At 40.5% G+C, this 17,618-nt stretch carries 12 protein-coding genes; 10 read left to right on the forward strand and 2 right to left on the reverse strand.

Going from position 1 to position 17,618, the window contains the following annotated elements:
• The first annotated feature begins 149 nt into the window (after window positions 1-149).
• From A5875_RS15565 to A5875_RS15575, 3 genes are read left to right on the forward strand one after another with little or no spacing between them, the layout of a single operon-like run.
• Entirely contained in the window at window positions 150-977 is an 828-nt protein-coding gene (locus A5875_RS15565; protein ID WP_141108311.1) for a PRD domain-containing protein, read from the forward strand.
• A gap of 60 nt (window positions 978-1,037) precedes the next feature.
• Window positions 1,038-2,870, forward strand: a complete 1,833-nt coding sequence (locus A5875_RS15570) for a beta-glucoside-specific PTS transporter subunit IIABC (protein WP_088934429.1) — start codon at window positions 1,038-1,040, stop codon at window positions 2,868-2,870.
• Window positions 2,870-4,294, forward strand: coding sequence for a glycoside hydrolase family 1 protein (locus A5875_RS15575; RefSeq protein WP_088934430.1), 1,425 nt, complete (start codon window positions 2,870-2,872; stop codon window positions 4,292-4,294). The genes A5875_RS15570 and A5875_RS15575 overlap by 1 nt, the downstream gene beginning before the upstream one ends.
• 57 nt (window positions 4,295-4,351) lie before the next feature.
• On the opposite strand, the gene A5875_RS15580 is transcribed toward A5875_RS15575, so the two are convergent.
• The gene (locus tag A5875_RS15580; RefSeq protein WP_088934431.1) at window positions 4,352-5,122 is read right to left on the reverse strand and encodes an ABC transporter permease; all 771 of its coding nucleotides are present in this window, start codon (window positions 5,120-5,122) and stop codon (window positions 4,352-4,354) included.
• Entirely contained in the window at window positions 5,115-6,032 is a 918-nt protein-coding gene (locus tag A5875_RS15585) for an ABC transporter ATP-binding protein (protein WP_088934432.1), read from the reverse strand. Before A5875_RS15585 ends, A5875_RS15580 begins: the two co-directional genes overlap by 8 nt.
• A 266-nt stretch (window positions 6,033-6,298) precedes the next feature.
• Between A5875_RS15585 and A5875_RS15590 the strand changes: the two genes are divergently transcribed.
• From A5875_RS15590 to A5875_RS15620, 7 genes are all read left to right on the forward strand, one after another.
• Window positions 6,299-6,634: a PadR family transcriptional regulator gene (locus A5875_RS15590; protein ID WP_088934433.1), complete on the forward strand. Its 336-nt coding sequence runs from the start codon at window positions 6,299-6,301 to the stop codon at window positions 6,632-6,634.
• Window positions 6,624-7,382 (forward strand): permease prefix domain 1-containing protein, encoded by a 759-nt coding sequence (locus A5875_RS15595; RefSeq protein ID WP_088934434.1) that lies wholly within the window; start codon window positions 6,624-6,626, stop codon window positions 7,380-7,382. The genes A5875_RS15590 and A5875_RS15595 overlap by 11 nt, the downstream gene beginning before the upstream one ends.
• 119 nt (window positions 7,383-7,501) lie before the next feature.
• A complete protein-coding gene (locus tag A5875_RS15600; protein ID WP_088934435.1) occupies window positions 7,502-9,151 on the forward strand; it encodes a MutS-related protein in 1,650 nt (549 codons plus the stop codon).
• 475 nt (window positions 9,152-9,626) lie between these two features.
• A complete protein-coding gene (locus A5875_RS15605) occupies window positions 9,627-12,986 on the forward strand; it encodes an MSCRAMM family protein (protein ID WP_088934436.1) in 3,360 nt (1,119 codons plus the stop codon).
• Window positions 12,983-14,560, forward strand: coding sequence for an LPXTG cell wall anchor domain-containing protein (locus A5875_RS15610; protein ID WP_088934437.1), 1,578 nt, complete (start codon window positions 12,983-12,985; stop codon window positions 14,558-14,560). The genes A5875_RS15605 and A5875_RS15610 overlap by 4 nt, the downstream gene beginning before the upstream one ends.
• The gene (locus A5875_RS15615) at window positions 14,550-16,265 is read left to right on the forward strand and encodes a SpaH/EbpB family LPXTG-anchored major pilin (RefSeq protein ID WP_088934438.1); all 1,716 of its coding nucleotides are present in this window, start codon (window positions 14,550-14,552) and stop codon (window positions 16,263-16,265) included. Before A5875_RS15610 ends, A5875_RS15615 begins: the two co-directional genes overlap by 11 nt.
• A gap of 84 nt (window positions 16,266-16,349) precedes the next feature.
• Window positions 16,350-17,438 (forward strand): class C sortase, encoded by a 1,089-nt coding sequence (locus tag A5875_RS15620; RefSeq protein ID WP_088934439.1) that lies wholly within the window; start codon window positions 16,350-16,352, stop codon window positions 17,436-17,438.
• Window positions 17,439-17,618 lie beyond the last annotated feature (180 nt).

The following is a 17,618-nucleotide window of genomic DNA, read 5'->3' on the forward strand; positions in this document are numbered from 1 at the left end:
TGAACCTGTTGCTATACTACAGGTAGAAACCCCAATTACATAATAAAAGACTGTTACCAATAGGGCAGAACTTACGAAAAAGCATAGGCTTTTTTGTGCGTTCTGCTTTTTTGTTTGATTTGAAAAATGGAAAGGAAGGGAGATTCCAAATGTACGTAAAACAAATACTGAATAATAATGCCGTCATAAGTTTAATGGATAAAGATGAGGTTGTTATTATTGGAACGGGGATTGGGTTTCATAAAAAAGTGGGAGACGAGATTCATTCGAATGAAATCGATAAAACGTTCATTCTGAGTTCTCATAGAATGGTAGAGGATTTCGGTCGATTAATGAGCTCTGCATCAGATATCAATTTAATGATTGTAGATAAAGTGACCTCTTATGCGACTGAAGTGTTGGATACAGTCATTCACGATTTTGTGTACCTTGCTTTTCTAGAGCATATTGGTTTTGCCATTGAGAGGTGGCAAAAGGGAATTCGTATAAAGAGCCCTTTAAGCTACGATGTGAAACGCTTTTATCAAAAGGAGTACATGATTGGCCAATATGCGGTCAAGCGGATTAATGAAACGCATCATCTCGATATGGACGATGAAGAAGCGGTTCAAGTGGCGCTTCATTTTGTAAACAATCAATCTGCTAACAGTGACAACAAAATTGCTGTCAAAATGACTGAAATTGTATCTGATATCATTCATATTATTAAGCTGACCATGCAAGTTGAGATTGATGAAAGCAAATTGGATTCTCAACGTTTGATCACTCATTTACAACATTTCGCGAAACGCATCTTGCAAGAAAATGATGAACGAAGGGAGGAAACAGAAATTGATAAAAGCCAAAGCTTTTATCTTGTTACACAAAAATGTATAGATGCGATTGAAGCTTATCTAGTTAATTCTTATCACTACGCAATTACAAATGATGAACGTTTGTACCTGGCTATTCATATTAGCCGAATCATTCAAAAATAAAATTCGCTAGGCTTGTTACCGTAAGGGCAAAACCTTTTTTAAAAAAAGGAGAGAATAGTTATGAATTTTAAAGAAACAGCAAAAAAGATTGTCGAGCTAGTTGGTGGAGAAGAAAATATTATTAGTTTGACCTATTGTGTGACACGGTTACGTTTTGAATTAAAAGATCGAAATAAGGCTGATGTCGCTGCTTTAGAAAATTTGGAAGGTATTATGGGGATCGTCAATTCCAATATGATGTTTCAAATTATCATCGGGACAGATGTTGTTCATGTTTATGATGAAATAAAAACTATCATATATTTGGATGAAGAAAAAACAGTCTCTAAAGCGTCTAAAAACCCTCTAAAAGTAGTTTTTGACATTATGGTTGATGCGATTAATCCAATTGTTCCATTGTTTCTAATCGCCGGTGTACTAGCAGCGCTCATTTCCATTTTCAATGTGATCGGTATCTTGCCGGAAAAGAGTTCTACTTATCTGATTTTATCAGCAGTGCAACAATCGGTATTCTTCTTTCTGCCGATTTTTGTAGCTAATTCAACCGCCCTTAAATTAAATGTCAATCCTTATATTGCGATGGCATTGGCGGCTGTTTTAGTATCTACTTCAATCAATGGAGTGGAAGGATTAGACTTGTTTGGAATAAAACTTACACCTGTAACTTATTCCAACTCAATTTTGCCAATTTTCATGGCAGTTTGGTTTATGAGTTTCTTAGATAAGAAACTTGATCGGATCATTACCGAAAAACTGCGCTTCCTATTTAAACCCTTAATTTCAATTTTGATTACGCTGACTTTAGTATTATTTGTATTTGGTCCTATGGGAACGTGGCTTGGAAATGCGATTGCTTCACTCTTTTCAATAGTCGGAGATAATGTGGGAAATTGGTTAGTGATTGCGATTCTTGCAGCTATCTATCCGCTTCTTATTATCACAGGTGCAGGCGGCTTCTTAATTCCTGTCATCCTTACGGCAATTGCTGAATTAGGCTACGATCCTATTATTGTGCCGGGAGCGTTGGCTGCGGATATCACAGTAGGTGCAGTTACCTTGGCAATCGCTCTGCGCGCGCATAAACCTGAGGTTAAACAGTTAGCAACAGCTACTGGTATCAGTGCTTTACTTGGCGTAACTGAGCCGGCAAACTATGGAGTATTAATGAAGTTTAAAAGGCCCTACATTGCAACGGCAATTGGCGGCGCGTGCGGTGGTTTATTTGCCGGATTATTTGGCTTAAAAGGTTATACGATCGTTACAGCTATTGTAGGTATAACTGGGTATATCGGACCTGGTGAAAGTGGGATGTATAACTTTTATATTGCGGTTGGAACTGTGGTCATTTCTTTTGTAACAGGATTTGTCGCTTCCTGGTTTTTGAGTTTAACACCAGAAACAAATCCTAAATTAACTGACACTAAGGATAACTATCGCATTAAAGCACCAGTAAAAGGTGATGTGATTCCTTTGAATGAGGTAAGCGACCGTGTTTTTGCATCGCAAGCCATCGGCAAAGGCGTTGCTATCAAACCCAAAGACAATAGTATCGTGGCCCCCTTTGATGCAACAGTTACCACCCTCTTTCCAACCAATCACGCAATTGGATTAACGACTAGTGATGGAGTAGAGCTTTTGATTCATATTGGTATCGATACTGTAAATTTGAATGGAGAATTTTTTAAACCCGAAATCCAAGCAGGAGACAAAGTAGCAGCTGGTCAAAAACTAATGACATTTGATTATGAAAGTATTGCAGCAGCAGGGTATGACAATGTAGTCATCTATGTGATTACAAATACGGCTGAGTATAAAGATGTAGTAGCTACCACTAAGGAATCTGTCAATCTGAATGATGAAATTTTGTCAATTGAATTAAAGGAGGCAATCTAATGAATACGAATTTTTTATGGGGCGGTGCTTCATCGGCACCACAAATGGAAGGTGCTTATCGTGCAGACGGCAAAGGGCTGACAATAGCGGATGTGATTACTGTTGGCGGAAAAACAAAGGCTCGCGAGATTACCGCTGGTGTTAAAGAGGAATTGTTTTATCCGAGCCATACTGCGATTGATTTTTATCATACGTTTTCCGAAGACTTAAAATGGCTAAAAAAATTAGGCTTGAAAAGCTATCGTTTCTCCATCTCTTGGGCACGTATTTTTCCCAATGGCGATGATCCGGAACCGAATGAAGCTGGGTTAGCTTTTTATGACAAAGTGATTGACACGCTAGTTAGTTACGGGATTGAACCAATCGTAACGTTAGTGCACATTGACTTCCCGTTAAACCTGACAGAAAAATATGGTTCATGGACGAATCGAAAACTGATTGATCTATTTCTCAGATATGCCCAAACGGTGATGGAACGGTATAAAGGAAAAGTGAAATATTGGCTGACTTTTAACGAGATCAATCATGCGATCCCGAAAAATGATTTAGCTTCGGCCATTGCTTTTATGAGTTCGGGTGTGGAATTGGAGAAGTATGAAAATAAGGAGCAAGCTGTTGCCGATGTTGTGTATCATATGTTGTTAGCGACCTCTAAAACGGTGCTGCTGGCCCATTCGATCGATCAAGAGATGAAGGTTAGTATCATGAACAGTATGATTCCAATTTATCCCGATACTTGTAATCCGCTAGATGTAATGGAAAGTGTCAAGCAATCAGAAGATGATTTCTTTTTGTTAGATGTGCTTTGTCGGGGGAAATATCCAGCCTATAAACTTAATAAGTACAAAATGGCAGGGATTAAACTTCCTGTTTTACCAGGAGACGAAGAAGCTTTTAAAAATGGAACAATTGATTATATTGCTTTTTCTTACTATATGTCTAATGTAGCAAGTGTTGATACTTCTAAAGTAAAGGTTCAAAATGCAGGATTCTCTGTCGGGATTGATAATCCATATTTGGAGACTACACCGTGGGGATTCACGATTGATCCTGTTGGGCTGCGTTATTCGTTAAATGTATTATACAACCGTTATCAATTACCAATTATGGTGGTTGAAAATGGTATCGGCGGAGAAGAAGAATTAGTTGATGGCGAGGTTCATGACAACTATCGAATCGAGTATTTGAAAAAACACATAGTCCAATTGAAGTTGGCGATCGAGGTTGATGGTGTGGACTGTTTTGGCTATCATACATGGACTCCGATTGATTTAGTTAGCGGCTCGAGTGGAGAAATGGAGAAAAGATATGGATTTGTCTATGTCGATTTAGATAATCAATTACAAGGCAGCGGCAAACGTCTGCCAAAGGATTCTTTCTATTGGTATCAAAATGTAATTAAGTCCAACGGTGAAGAATTATAAGCACTAAATAAAGAAGTAGCCTTTGAGTTTTTTGACACTCAAAGGCTGCTTTTGCTTTTAACTTCTCAATCCGCGTCCGCGATCAATCAGATACCAGCACACACTGTAAAGGACGACAATGAAGAGTACCAAGATCGACAGTGAGACGACGATCGATACATCCATGACACCAAGGAAGCCGTAACGGAAACCCGAGATCATATAGACGATCGGATTGATTTTTGAGACTGCTTGCCAAAATGGCGGCAGCATCGAAATCGCGTAGAAAACTCCACCGAGGTAAGTTAATGGCTGCAAAACAAAGGTCGGCACGATGGAAACATCGTCAAAGGATTGAGCGAAAATACCATTCAATAAACCTGCCAATGAAAATAAGATCGAAGTCATCAGCAGCGTCAGTACAACAATCACCCAAGAATAAACATTCAGCGGCACGAAGAACAATGAGATCATCGTAACTAATGTGCCGACTAAAACACTTCTTCCTAAACCGCCGAAAACAAATCCCCAAATAATGATATGGGTAGGGACAGGTGCGACTAAGATTTCTTCGATGTTCTTCTGAAATTTTTGCGAGAAGAAGGAAGAAGAAACATTTGCGTAGGAACTTGTGATCACAGACATCATAATTAGTCCAGGTACGATAAATTCCATATAAGAAAAGCCGGCCATGTCGCCGATCCGTCCACCGATCAGATTGCCAAAAATGACAAAGTATAAGGAAGTGGTGATGACTGGCGGCACTAAAGTCTGTACCCAGATCCTTAGATAGCGATTTGTTTCTTTGACTGCCAGACTTTTAAGGGCAGTGAAGTATAGATTAGACATGATTTTCCTCCGTGATTTTAAGGAATAGTTCTTCTAGCCGGTTAGATTTGTTCCGCATGGATAAAACTTTGATTCCTTGATTTGATAATTGTTCGAATAGTTCGTTGATTCCTTGATCACGCACGACTTCGACTTCTAGCGTTTGGTCATCTTCAAAATTATATCGGAAGCCGTTGATCACAGGTTTTGTCTCGTAAGGAGCCAGATCAAAAATAAATGTCTCAAACTGTAATTTTGCCAACAATGATTTCATGCTGGTATTTTCGATCAGTTCGCCTGATTGGATGATCCCGATATTGCGGCAAAGCATCTCCGCTTCCTCTAAATAGTGGGTCGTTAAAATGATCGTTGTTCCGTTGGCGTTCAGCTCTCTTAAAAAGGTCCACATTTCGCGGCGCAGTTCGATATCTACGCCAGCCGTCGGTTCATCTAAAATCAGCAATTTCGGCTCATGCATCAGTGCGCGTGCGATCATTAAACGACGCTTCATTCCGCCAGACAGCATGCGGGCACGGACGTTGCGTTTTTCCCACAGGTCGGATTGTTTCAAATATTTCTCGCTGCGGATCATCGCTTCTTTTCGCGGTACGCCATAATAGCCTGCTTGATTCACGACGATTTGCTGGACAGTCTCAAAGGGATTAAAGTTGAATTCCTGCGGTACCAATCCGATTTGTTGTTTAGCCATCACTAGATCTTTGTCTAAGTCATAGTCGAAAACTTTTACGTTGCCGGAAGTTTTGTTGACTAAAGAAGTGATGATCCCGATCGTCGTCGATTTCCCAGCGCCATTTGGCCCCAGCAGCGCATAAAAATCGCCTTCCTCTACCGTGAGATCGATCCCCTTTAAGGCTTCCACCCCAGTGGCATAGACTTTTTTCAAATTTTTAATTTCAAGTGCATTGGTCATTTATGCTGTTCTCCTTATTCCTTTTTATGTAGTAGTGTGCCGTCTTTAAAGCAGTAATTTTTTCGTTTGAAATAATTACTCGGCGTAACCTTCTAATTTAGTCCGATTCTTTATTCTATCATTCATTCTGATGATCACAAACCCGAAAAGCTTAATTAAGTTCTGAATTTTTTTGATGAAAAGTTGTTTCTATTTTTGTTTATTTGACATACGTAGATTATCGACATATAATTTAAGTAGATAATCTACATATGGAGGTGGAAAGAATGATCGACAAAGGGTTAGTATCGGGAAGTACGACGATGTTGATTTTAAGCTTGCTCTCTGAACGAGATATGTATGGGTATGAAATGATCGAGCTTTTATCCCAACGTTCTCAAAATGTTTTTGAGTTGAAAACGGGCACCTTGTATCCACTCCTGCATCAGTTAGTAAAAACGAAATGTCTCAAATGCTATGAAAAAGAAGTAAATGGCAAAAAGCGGAAGTATTATCAATTAACGAAAACCGGAAAAATTTATTTAGAAGCCAAAATCAAAGAATGGGATACTTATTCCACGACTGTTTCAGATATTCTGGGAGGTGTGGGTTATGGATACTAAAGAGTATTTGAAAAAACTGGCGAAGTGTATAAAGGTGACTAGTGCTCGCAAAGCAATCATTCGCGAATACGAAGAGCATATTGAAGATCACAAAGCGGCTTTAATTGAAAGCGGGTTCAGCGAAGCGGAGGCTGCGCAAGAAGTTTTAAAGCAACTAGGCGATCCGATCAGTGTTGGTGAAGAATTGAATCAGGTCCATCGCAGAGGAATCGAGTGGGGAATGATGTTGTATTATCTTGTTTGGGCAGTAGGGCTAAATATAGTTCCATACCTGTGGGGCGGCGGTCGAACGGCGGCATCCGCACCCGATTACATTCTCTATGGGATTGCAGGGATTCTGGCGTTTGCTGGATTTGTTGTCTGTTTCATTGAAAAGTATACAGATGCGTCGCTGTTTTATGCCTGGGCGGAAAATTGGAACGGCGGCGGACTCACGAATAGCGGACTGATTCTCGCAATCTCGATCGCACCGTTGGCAGGTTCTATTCAGTTGAAAATTTTTTGGATCATTGTGCTCGGTGTATTGCTGAATGTCGAACGGTATTCGTTGGCTGTCTTGAGAGATCGCAAGGAACAAAGACTACTTTGGGAAATTGGTGTGGCGGTTACAGATATTACGTATAAAGGTCAGGGAATCATTGACGGAAAGAAAGTTCGTTTGAAATGTCAGGAGACTTTGATCAAAAAGGGCTCGCCGTTTGTGATTATTGGCTTGGAGGGATTCAAGCCGGTGGCGATGCCGATATAACGCAGGACCAATCAAACGTGATTGGTCTTTTTTACTGCCAAAAGCAAGTAAAGAAATGCTGATTTCCCTCAAGGTTTTTAATGGTAAAATAATTAAAAAAAGAATGTGAGGGGCAGCTATTGGGAGTTTATGGAATTGTTCTGGGGAGTGTTGGGCTCTTTTTTCTGGTTTATTTTTATTTTCTGTATCGCCATAATCAAAAAATAAAAGCGCAGATCAAAGCAGAGTATGGGAAAGTTTCGGAATGGAAGCTGGATGAACGGGATTATGCCAGTATGAAAAAGTATTATCACCATCGGAAAAATAGTGAACAGCTGATTGATGACATCACTTGGAACGATCTGAATATGGATGAGCTTTTTAAGCAGATGAAAAATACGCAGTCTAGTATTGGCGATGAATACAGCTATTATTTTTTTAGAAAACACAAAAATCCGGATTTGGTTCATTTTGAAGAAGCTGTCCAGAGTATGAGTAAAAATAGGGAAGCACGTGAACAACTGCAGTTTGCTTTTTATCGCATTGGCCGTAAGACTAATAATCAGCTGATTGATCTATTACTCGATCCAAGCAAGTTTCCGTCAATCGCCATGCTGCCGATTATTTTAGTGTCAGTGTTGGGGATTGGGAGTTTGGTTTGGTTAAGTGTTGATATTGATTATGGTGTTCTCGCGGTTACACTCAGCTTTTGTTTGGGGATCATTTTATTTTCCTTCGTGCTGCGAAAAATCTATCAGGCCTTTGAAGTTTTGGGGATGTTTACCCGCATGGTGCGGGCGGCAAAAGTAATGGTGAAGCTGGAGCTTCCGGCCTTCAAAGAAGAGACTGAACTGCTGCGTGAAAATCTTAAAGTCTTTAAGAACATCACTGCTTTGGCCGATTATTTAGTTCAAGTATCCGGCTCATCAAACAGCTTGATGATGATCATCACCTCTTATTTTTCTTTGTATGGTTATGCTTATTATGTGATGGTCAAGCTGTTTCAAAAACATCGGACTGAAGCGCTGGAATTATATGAAACAATTGGTTATATCGAACTTTGCATTTCGACTGCCTCGTATCGTGAAAGCTTGGCTTATTATTGCCAGCCGACGTTTAGCGATAAGAACGAAATCGCATTTGAAGAACTCATTCATCCGCTATTAGGAAAGCCCGTTCCTAATACCCGCAGGATCGGTAATAAGATTCTGATCACTGGTTCAAATGCCAGCGGAAAATCAACCTTCGCTCGAACGTTAGCGGTCAATACGGTTCTTGGTCAGCTCTTCAACACTTGCTTAGCGAAAAGCTACAGCTTTAAACCGTGCCATGTCTATAGCTCGATGAATCTTAAGGACGACATCGTAACTGGAGACAGCTTCTACATGGCCGAAATAAAGTCATTGAAACGCCTGTTGTACATCGCTGAATCATCCGAGTACGCCATGATTTTTATGGATGAGATGTTTAAGGGCACGAATATGATCGAGCGAATCGCCGCTGCGTCGATCATCTTAGAAAAATTTTCCGCTTTAGACTGCTTTATTTGTTTAGCGACCCACGATGTTGAACTCAGTCAAATTTTGGGTGAGCGCTACGAAAACTATCATTTCCGCGAAGTCGTTACCGCTGATGATATATTGTTTGATTATACCTTGCGCGAAGGCGTAACGACCGGCAGCAATGCGATCAAGTTATTAGCATATTGTCAGTATGATCCGCAGATCGTTTCGCAGGCTGAAGCCTATGCCGAAAAATTCAGAGAAACAGGAGAATGGACAAACCTATAAAATTGTCAAAGCCGTATCCAATGAGGATGCGGCTTTTTATTTTTAAAAAGTTTTATTCTCGTTATTTTGCTTATTTGTAGAGAACCACCAATATAATCGTTATTGTCTTTTAAATAATTAAATTTTAAATCCGACGTAAGTATATTTGTATAAACAATAAATAAATTAAGGATATTATCTTAAATGTAGTTTAAAAAGAATATTTTCACGACTTGATTTCAACCTCTTATTCTACTGAGATGCATCTTGTTCCAAAAATATTGTCACTGGAAAATAATAGAAATATAATGAAAAATGATTTTAAAATGATTTTATGCGTTTATTTTTATAAGTTGAAAATACTTGAATATTCATATTAAAGAATGAATAAAAACATTTGATTGATTTTAACTTTGAAGATAAGTGCATTTTGAAACAGAGTGGAGGGATCGCTTATAAAGAAATTAGAAAAAATCATAACTGAAAGGAGGGTATCATGAACAAATTCAAAAACCATTGGTGGACACTTCTTTCAATCTTGTTGATTGTTTTATCTAGTTTTCCGCTTCAAACGATTGCAGAAAACCTGCAAACGGCAGAAGAGAGTGGTGTAAACAATCTGAGACTAACGGCTTTGGATGGCAGTCCACTTCCGCAGGAAATTGACCCTAAAGCTTCATATCTTTCACAATTCGATTTAACGATTGCTGAAAATAAGAAGCAGACACTGGATCTTCCGGCAGAAATCACGACAGCAGATAAGAAACTTTATCAAAATGACGCGGTCACTGTTTCTGTTAAAGGAAATCAATTGAAAGTCGTAAATGACAGCGATCAGCAAGCTTCGATTGAAGACATAAGTTTTGAATTTAAATTGGCAGATCAGGTTCGTTCTCTGTCAGAAGTACAACTAAACTTTTTTACTTCCTATGAGTTTAAGCTGAATCTGAAACAAGAGAGTCAAACTGAAAGCAGCAAACAAATCAAACCACTAGGTGGGGCAGCAACACCTTTTGCAGGTAGTGACAAAACCAGTTCGATCGGTGATATGAAATTGAACAATATTTATCTAAAGCGCGGCGGTAGTCAAATTGATTACATTGTTAAGGATGGTGTAAAGCAGGACCCGCAGCCAACGATCAAAGTTGGCGATGGTGTGTATTTTGATTACACCTTTACTGTTCCTTCTTCTGCAAACTTAAAAAATGGCGACTTCATTTATATCGCGTTGCCAGAAGAATACTTCAATTTCTCTACTGTCAGCAACTCAGTTCCCTTTTATGAGAGCAGCGGCGATAAAATCGGCGATATGACATTAGAGACGGTCGCTGGGAAAAAATATTTGAAGATCACTTTTAATGAGGCAGTAGAAAAGGACTGGAATGGTCTGCAGGATTGTTATGCGACGGCGTATGGAACGGCTAGCAAGGAAAGCAACGGCGGTTCAACCGGTAATACTGAAACAGGTAAATATCCGATCGAAATCGATCCCAAACCAGCTGAGTCTTACCCCGGAAAGCCAATTGGCGATCAAAAGCCGATAACTAAAAATGGTGGAGCTACTAACAATAGTAATCTGGTGTATTGGAATATTCCGATCATGATGGACAATTACAAAAAAGCATTTGAAGATGATGGTCCTAGTTTGTACAAAAAAGTAGTTTTAAAAGACCAATTAGATCCGACCTTGACACTGGAAGAGTACTCCATGTATATGAACATCCATGCAGCTGATGAAGACGGAAATATGACATCGGATAATCTAGGGTCCTTTCAACTTATGAGTACGACCAACACCAATACGAGTACTCCTTTAGAGAAATTGACACAAGGCAGTTCTGAATCAGATGATGATTTTGAAAGTCGGATCGAAAGTCATAACTATCCTTGTTATGGAGTGACCACCGGTAATAAGTTAGTAATGAATTTTAAAGACCTGCCTAACTTAACCAATGATAAAAGCAATGGTCTGCTGCTATTTGGGAATGCAGCAAAGAGTACGAAAGAACGTATATGGGATCTGATCGATACTGCTGTAACGACTGGCAAGATGACAGCTTCTCGTGGTGACAAAACAAAAGAAGCCTATGAAAAGTATTTCAGCGTTGATAGTGGACAGACCCATGATAACTATCCCTTTGCACTTGTAACACGTATTACCTGTTCAACCACTTTAGGCGGCGGTTCAATCATCGAAAACAAAGCGACCGTCTATTGGGAAACTAATGAGTCTGGTGATGAAAGTAACGGAAATAAAGTCACTGTTAGTGAATGGGGCGGCGGTGCAACCCGCGTACCGCCAACGACCTTCCGATTGAAAAAGATGGATAAAGATACTCAAGTAGTTTTAAAAGATGTCGAGTTCGAATTACAGAAAGAAACAACTCCTGGGTCAGGCACGTATGTCACAATTGCAGGCGGAAAAAAGAAAACTGATAGCACCGGAGTGTTACTTTACGAGAACTTGACCGATGGAAACTATTGCCTAGTCGAAGTGAACAATCCAGATCCGCGTTATACGGAGAAGCTGGAAATCATTCCATCGGACGGAAAAGACGAAAAAGGCAAGTATTACTTTACCATTGACGGAACAGCTTCAGAAGGGGTGGCCGTCAGTGCCTATAACGACTTGGCTAAAGGAGAGATCACTTTAGTCAAAAAGGATGCGGATACCGGTGAAAAATTGAACGGAGCCAAGTTCACGCTACGCAAGAAAAACGGCGATGAATTGGTTACACCACAATTTCTGCTAGAAACCGGGAAAAATTATCTTTATCAATACAACGCTACGGGCAAGAAATATGAATTGGTAGAAGACACGGGCTCGATCGGTAAAAAGGGCGAGATCACGGTCTCAGGGTTACCAATCGATGAATATTACTTCCAAGAAGAAGCAGCGCCTGATGGCTATATTTATGAGGATAATGGCAAATCTGATCTAGCAGAAATTACTGCTGATGGGGATACCGTCAGTGTAACGCGAGAAAATCGGCAAAAAGTCGGAAAACTCAAGCTGACGAAAAAGAATTCCGATGGTGAAAAGTTGGATGGCGCCGAATTTGAATTGTACTTAGTTAATCCAGATACGTCTGAAACAAAAATGGGCACCAAATTTGTGACTGGCAAAGATTATGAGTACAAATACAATTCAACGTCGAAAAAATATGAATTTATCGAAAGTACGGGAACTAAAGGGGAAATCAACATTTCCGGATTGCCTTTAGGAAAGTATTACCTGCTGGAAACTAAAGCACCTGATGGGTACAAAATTGTCGGTGATGGCAAAACGGCGGTTAGCGAAATTACCAATGACGGTGTGACCATAACCTTTGAGGTAACTAATGAACGAGCAGAAGGCGGCGTAACGCTGGAGAAGAAAGATGCCACGAATGACAAAAATTTGAAAGGCGCGAAATTTAAAGTAGCCACTGATAGTGCTGGTACTACTTGGTTTGCACCAGAAGAATTGGAAGTCGGCGATGGGACGAATGCAAAAGGCACCTATAAAGCCGTCAAAACAGGTTCGACTTGGAGTTTTCAACTAGAGAACGTCGTCACACCTGTCGGAGAATTAGTGATTACTGGCATGCCGGAAGGAATCTATTATTTTGTAGAAACCCAAGCACCGACTGGCTATGTACAACCTTCATCGCCAGTAAAATTCACGATCACCGGCGGACAGTTGGCGAGTGCGAATATCGTAACGGTTGAAAATCATCCGAAGGGAACACTGCCTGAAACTGGCGGCAAGGGTCATTCATTGATTATCAGTCTGGCGCTCAGCGCGTTCATGATCGTATGTATCTATTTTGCGACTGAACGATTCAAGCAAAAAAAGGCAGGTGATGGACGATGAAATTGAAGCATATTCTTTCTCTGCTGCTGCTCTGTATGGCTGGATTTTTATGGATGCAACCGACAGAAGCGGCAGGAGCAGAAACCCAAGTCCATCTCCATAAACGGCTCTTTGTTAACCAAGAAGCGCCTAGTCAGATCAATCAAGGCGGCGCTTTAGGAAACGCGGATCTGTTAAAGGATTCGTACGGCGTGAATGGCTCAACCTTTGCGATCTTTGAAGTTGGCGATTATCTTCGTCAGCATGTTATGACCAAAGAAAGTCTTTCTTTTGATCAAGCAAAAGAGTTCATCGCTGATGAAGTCAATGTCTTGCGCAGTGAGCTGGAGGTTTTGGCGACTCCTGGGCATGCGGATCAGGCGGCCATTCAGGCGCGTTATCCGAAAATCCGCTTTGTTCAAACCAAGGAAACAGCCAAAGGCAGCTTTACGGATAGTACTGGGAATAATGTAACGGAAGATGGTTTGCTCTCTATTAAACTATCGACCGATCAGCAGCAGGTCTATCTCATCGTAGAGTTAAACAGCGGTGACAGCTTGCCAGTTGATCATGCTGGATTATCCAACTATCTGGTTTTAGACAGCGGCTTGTTTACCTCAGGTGACACACATGTGTACACCAAGAACAAAGCGTATGTGCGCGAACCGTATTTTGTCAAAATGGCGAAAGAAAGTGATGGTTCCACGAGTCCCTTAGCAGGTGCGAGCTTTGTTCTCTCCAAGAATGATAAGGGCGAGAAATTCTATTTACGAACTACTGCAGGCGCAGTCAGCGATTGGCTTTCTGAAAAAGAAATCAAGGATTCGCCGTTGAAAGATGAACGGGTGAAAAAAATGGTTTCTGATAAGGATGGCGTCGTTAGAACAAATCTAGGACTGAAAAGTGGCAGTTATCTCTTTGAAGAAGTCGCAACTGCAGCAGGCTACGAAATTTCTGAGCAGGCCCGTCAAATTTCGGTGGAGATTCCGAAAGATCAGCGGCAACTGATCTTGATCAACGGGACCGAAGTGGGTGCTTTATCGCAGAAAGATAAATTACCGGTGGTGTACAACCAGCGCGTAGCCGGAAAGAAAAGCTTCCAAAAAGTCGATGAGAAATCTAGCGATGCGTTAAAGGATGCCAATTTTGTTGTGACAAACAAAGACACGCATTATTTAACGAAAGAAAAACAATGGGTGACTGCCGATTACGGCAATGCGCATCCAGATGAGCTGCTGATTTTGACGTCTAACGAACAAGGAATGTTTGAGTTAGGTGAAATGGCGTACGGCAGCTATTCCTTATTGGAAGTCAAAGCACCCGAAGGATACATTTTACCTGAGAATCACTTTGTTGACTTTGAGATTAATGAGGTCAGCGGAGAAACCAAAGAGCCGCTGAAAATCGTTAATAAAAAAGGTGAAAAGAAAGAATTACCTTCTACCGGCAATTCAACTAGTGTGCAGATAGCACTGCCTAGTCGGCGATTGCCGCAAACCGGGATGGAGCAATCCATTTCACTGCTGATTATTGGTTTTACCTGCATTCTTGCAGTTATTATGATTAAGAAAAGGAGAACAATAAATGAAAATTAAAAGAAAAATTTGGGGCTTGTTAGGCGTTTTGATCTTCATGGCAAGCAGCTTTGTCGGATTAGGCAACGGACTAGTCGCTGAAGCAGCACCAACAAATGTTGATGTAAATATCTATAAAGGGGCTTACGATTCAAAACCTGCGGATACTCAAAATACCGGGGAAAAAAATGAAGCATGGCATACCTCTCAAGGTGGTCGTCCATTGAAAGATGTCGGCTTTACTGTGTATGATGCAACTGAACAGTTTTATATTTTAGCCAAAGCTAACCCAACTTGGACAGTCAATCAATTGCGTAATGCGATCGCAACTGCTGGTCCGACTGGTTTGACTGCTGTAGGGGCTGAAAAGACAACAGATGCGACTGGTCATGCGAAATTTACATTACCTGATAAAGTAACTGTAAACTCTGTCGAAAAAGATGCAGTATATCTATTTGTAGAAACTTCTCGTCCAAGCAATATTACGGCAGGCGGAGCTGCAGATAACATGGTAGTGATTTTCCCAGTTTACAAAATGAACACCGACGGAACACCGACAGATACCAAACTTTCTGAGCTTTTCTTATATCCAAAAAACGTTCAAACAGATGATATCGATGTAGAAAAAGAAAAAGAAGTAAAAGACGATTTCACGGTTGGCGAACCAATCGAATACAAAATCACTTTTGATGTTCCAGTAGGGATCGATGGTCTAGCAAACACTGACCCATTGAATCCGGTATATCGCTATACTCAATTCTTCTTACGCGATGAATCACAACCAAACTTGCATTATTTAGATAATCAAGGTCTATACGTAGTTGAGAGCGACGGCGTTACTTTGACAAAAATCACTGATGTCGATTTCTCAGTAGTGGCAGATCCAGCCGGTACGCCAATTAATACTGGTTACGACAATATCTTCCACGTATTCTTCAATGCGGATAATAGTTTAACGAAAAAAACACCAGATGTGGTAAAACTTGGCAAATACGCTGGTAAAAAATTAGTCTTCAAATACCGTATGTATTTAGATGAAAATACAACACCAGATGAGTGGATCGATAACCAAGCGACATTACAATATGAAAATAATCCAACGAACGGATTAGAAACATTGCCTTGGTCTGGTGATGACGTGATCACTTACGGACGTCGTTTTGAAAAAGTGGATCAAGACAACGGCACATCATTAGATGGTGCAGAATTTATCGTAAAACGTAAAAATAATGGCGTGACTGAGTATATGATCGCTAAAGCAACAGCTAGCAGCCCATCTCGCTGGTCTACTACTAAAGGCGATGCACTTGTATTAACTTCTGCAGGCGGCGGTCTATTCACTGTTGAAGGCCTTGAAGGTACAGTGAGCCATGATGCAAGCGGTACAGCATTACCTTTAGAAACAAAACCAGGAAGCACTTCAATCGGTGATCCATCACATCCAGCAACAATTGGTAAAGAATTGGTTCAATACTGGTTGGAAGAAACAAAAGTACCAAATGATAATTATGTAAAACTTACAGCAGATATTCCTTTCACTGTTGACTATGGTACGTATACATCAACAATCGTAGTTGGTGATGAAACAGAAGTAGAAAACAAACGCAAAGGGACTTTACCAGGTACTGGTGGTAACGGCATCTATGCTATTATTGCAATCGGTGCGGTAGCAGTACTTGCGGTGGGAGTATACTTCTTACGCAACAAAGAAACAGTTGAAGAATAAACCAAACAACTGATCCATCAAAGGCCGGGATATCAATTCATTGCGATTTGAATCTCGGTCTTTGCATTAAAGGAGAGTGGCTCAATGAAAAAATGGCAGAAAAAAATCATCATTGATGTCGTCATGATGTTGATTTTAATATTTGGAATTGGAGCCATCGCGTATCCTTTTGTTGGAAATACCGTAATGTCCTACCTTGATCAGCGCATCATTGAAAAAGCACAGGAAAAGGCGAATCGGGAAGATCAGGCGAATTTGGCGGCCTCGCAAAAGAAAATGCTGGAAAAAAATGCCAAGCTGGCTTTGGAAGGAATCAATGCAGGCGGTGATCCCTTTGCCGGCAAAGAGGAGGAAACGGATTTTTCTAAAAATCCGGATTATTTATCAGACCATACCCTCGGCACGATCTCGATTCCTAAGATCGATGTCCGCTTGCCGATCTTTGATCGAACCAGCGATTTTTTTCTTGAACGTGGTGCCTCTTTATTAGAAGGAACTTCCTATCCCATCGGCGGAAAAAATACCCACTCTGTCATCTCAGCCCATCGCGGCTTATCAAAGGCAAAATTTTTTACGGACCTGCCTGAATTAAAAAAGAAGGATCTTTTCTATATTGAGATCGGGGGCAACACCTTTGCTTATAAGGTCAAAAAGGTTCAAGTAATCAAGCCGGAAGAAACTGAACAATTGCGAATTGAAGAGGGCAAGGACTTAGTAACGCTGCTTACGTGTACGCCTTATATGATCAATTCTCATCGCTTATTAGTGACAGGCGAACGAACGGACGTGCCGGCCAAAGCGAAGCAGGAGCTGGATGCGTTAAAGAAAAAACAGAAGTGGCTGCTGTTTTTCGTGGTAATCTTAGGACTGCTCATGCTGGCAGGCATCCTCTATCTATTCTGGCGGCGCATCAAAAAGCAAATCATCAGCCATCATCGCTATAACATTTTGATCCGTGTACGGGATACTCAGGATTATAAATTATATTATAAAAAAAGTAATAAACCCGTGCTGGAAGAAAAGAAACCAATCATACTAAGGTCTGATGCCGACTCGATGTTGGTCAAATATAATATAAGAGGAGGGAAATACGTATTGAAAGGAGAAAATCAACAGTATTTTCTATGGATAGATAAAATCAAGCAAGCGAATTTTTCATATAAAAATAAATAACATTAATAATTAAAAGCATATTAAGATGTGTATAAGAGACAGGTCTAGTGCAAAGCGATAAAATGAGCAGACAGTAGCCGAGATCGTCGGGAGTTTCTGACGATCTTTTCAGTCTGGTCAAAAGTTGAAAGAAGAGAATACATTTTCTGATGTTGTTTTATAATTAACATTGTTCTATAA

Source organism: Enterococcus sp. 3H8_DIV0648, from assembly GCF_002140655.1.
Lineage (GTDB): Bacteria > Bacillota > Bacilli > Lactobacillales > Enterococcaceae > Enterococcus_A > Enterococcus_A hulanensis.

Bases quoted from the DNA above. Each gene is read 5' to 3' on its own strand.
- A5875_RS15620 (WP_088934439.1), top strand. From the start codon at position 16,350: ATGAAAAAATGGCAGAAAAAAATCATCATTGATGTCGTCATGATGTTG.
- A5875_RS15590 (WP_088934433.1), top strand. From the start codon at position 6,299: ATGATCGACAAAGGGTTAGTATCGGGAAGTACGACGATGTTGATTTTA.
- A5875_RS15580 (WP_088934431.1), bottom strand. From the start codon at position 5,122: ATGTCTAATCTATACTTCACTGCCCTTAAAAGTCTGGCAGTCAAAGAA.
- A5875_RS15570 (WP_088934429.1), top strand. From the start codon at position 1,038: ATGAATTTTAAAGAAACAGCAAAAAAGATTGTCGAGCTAGTTGGTGGA.
- A5875_RS15605 (WP_088934436.1), top strand. From the start codon at position 9,627: ATGAACAAATTCAAAAACCATTGGTGGACACTTCTTTCAATCTTGTTG.
- A5875_RS15610 (WP_088934437.1), top strand. From the start codon at position 12,983: ATGAAATTGAAGCATATTCTTTCTCTGCTGCTGCTCTGTATGGCTGGA.
- A5875_RS15575 (WP_088934430.1), top strand. From the start codon at position 2,870: ATGAATACGAATTTTTTATGGGGCGGTGCTTCATCGGCACCACAAATG.
- A5875_RS15565 (WP_141108311.1), top strand. From the start codon at position 150: ATGTACGTAAAACAAATACTGAATAATAATGCCGTCATAAGTTTAATG.
- A5875_RS15595 (WP_088934434.1), top strand. From the start codon at position 6,624: ATGGATACTAAAGAGTATTTGAAAAAACTGGCGAAGTGTATAAAGGTG.
- A5875_RS15585 (WP_088934432.1), bottom strand. From the start codon at position 6,032: ATGACCAATGCACTTGAAATTAAAAATTTGAAAAAAGTCTATGCCACT.
- A5875_RS15615 (WP_088934438.1), top strand. From the start codon at position 14,550: ATGAAAATTAAAAGAAAAATTTGGGGCTTGTTAGGCGTTTTGATCTTC.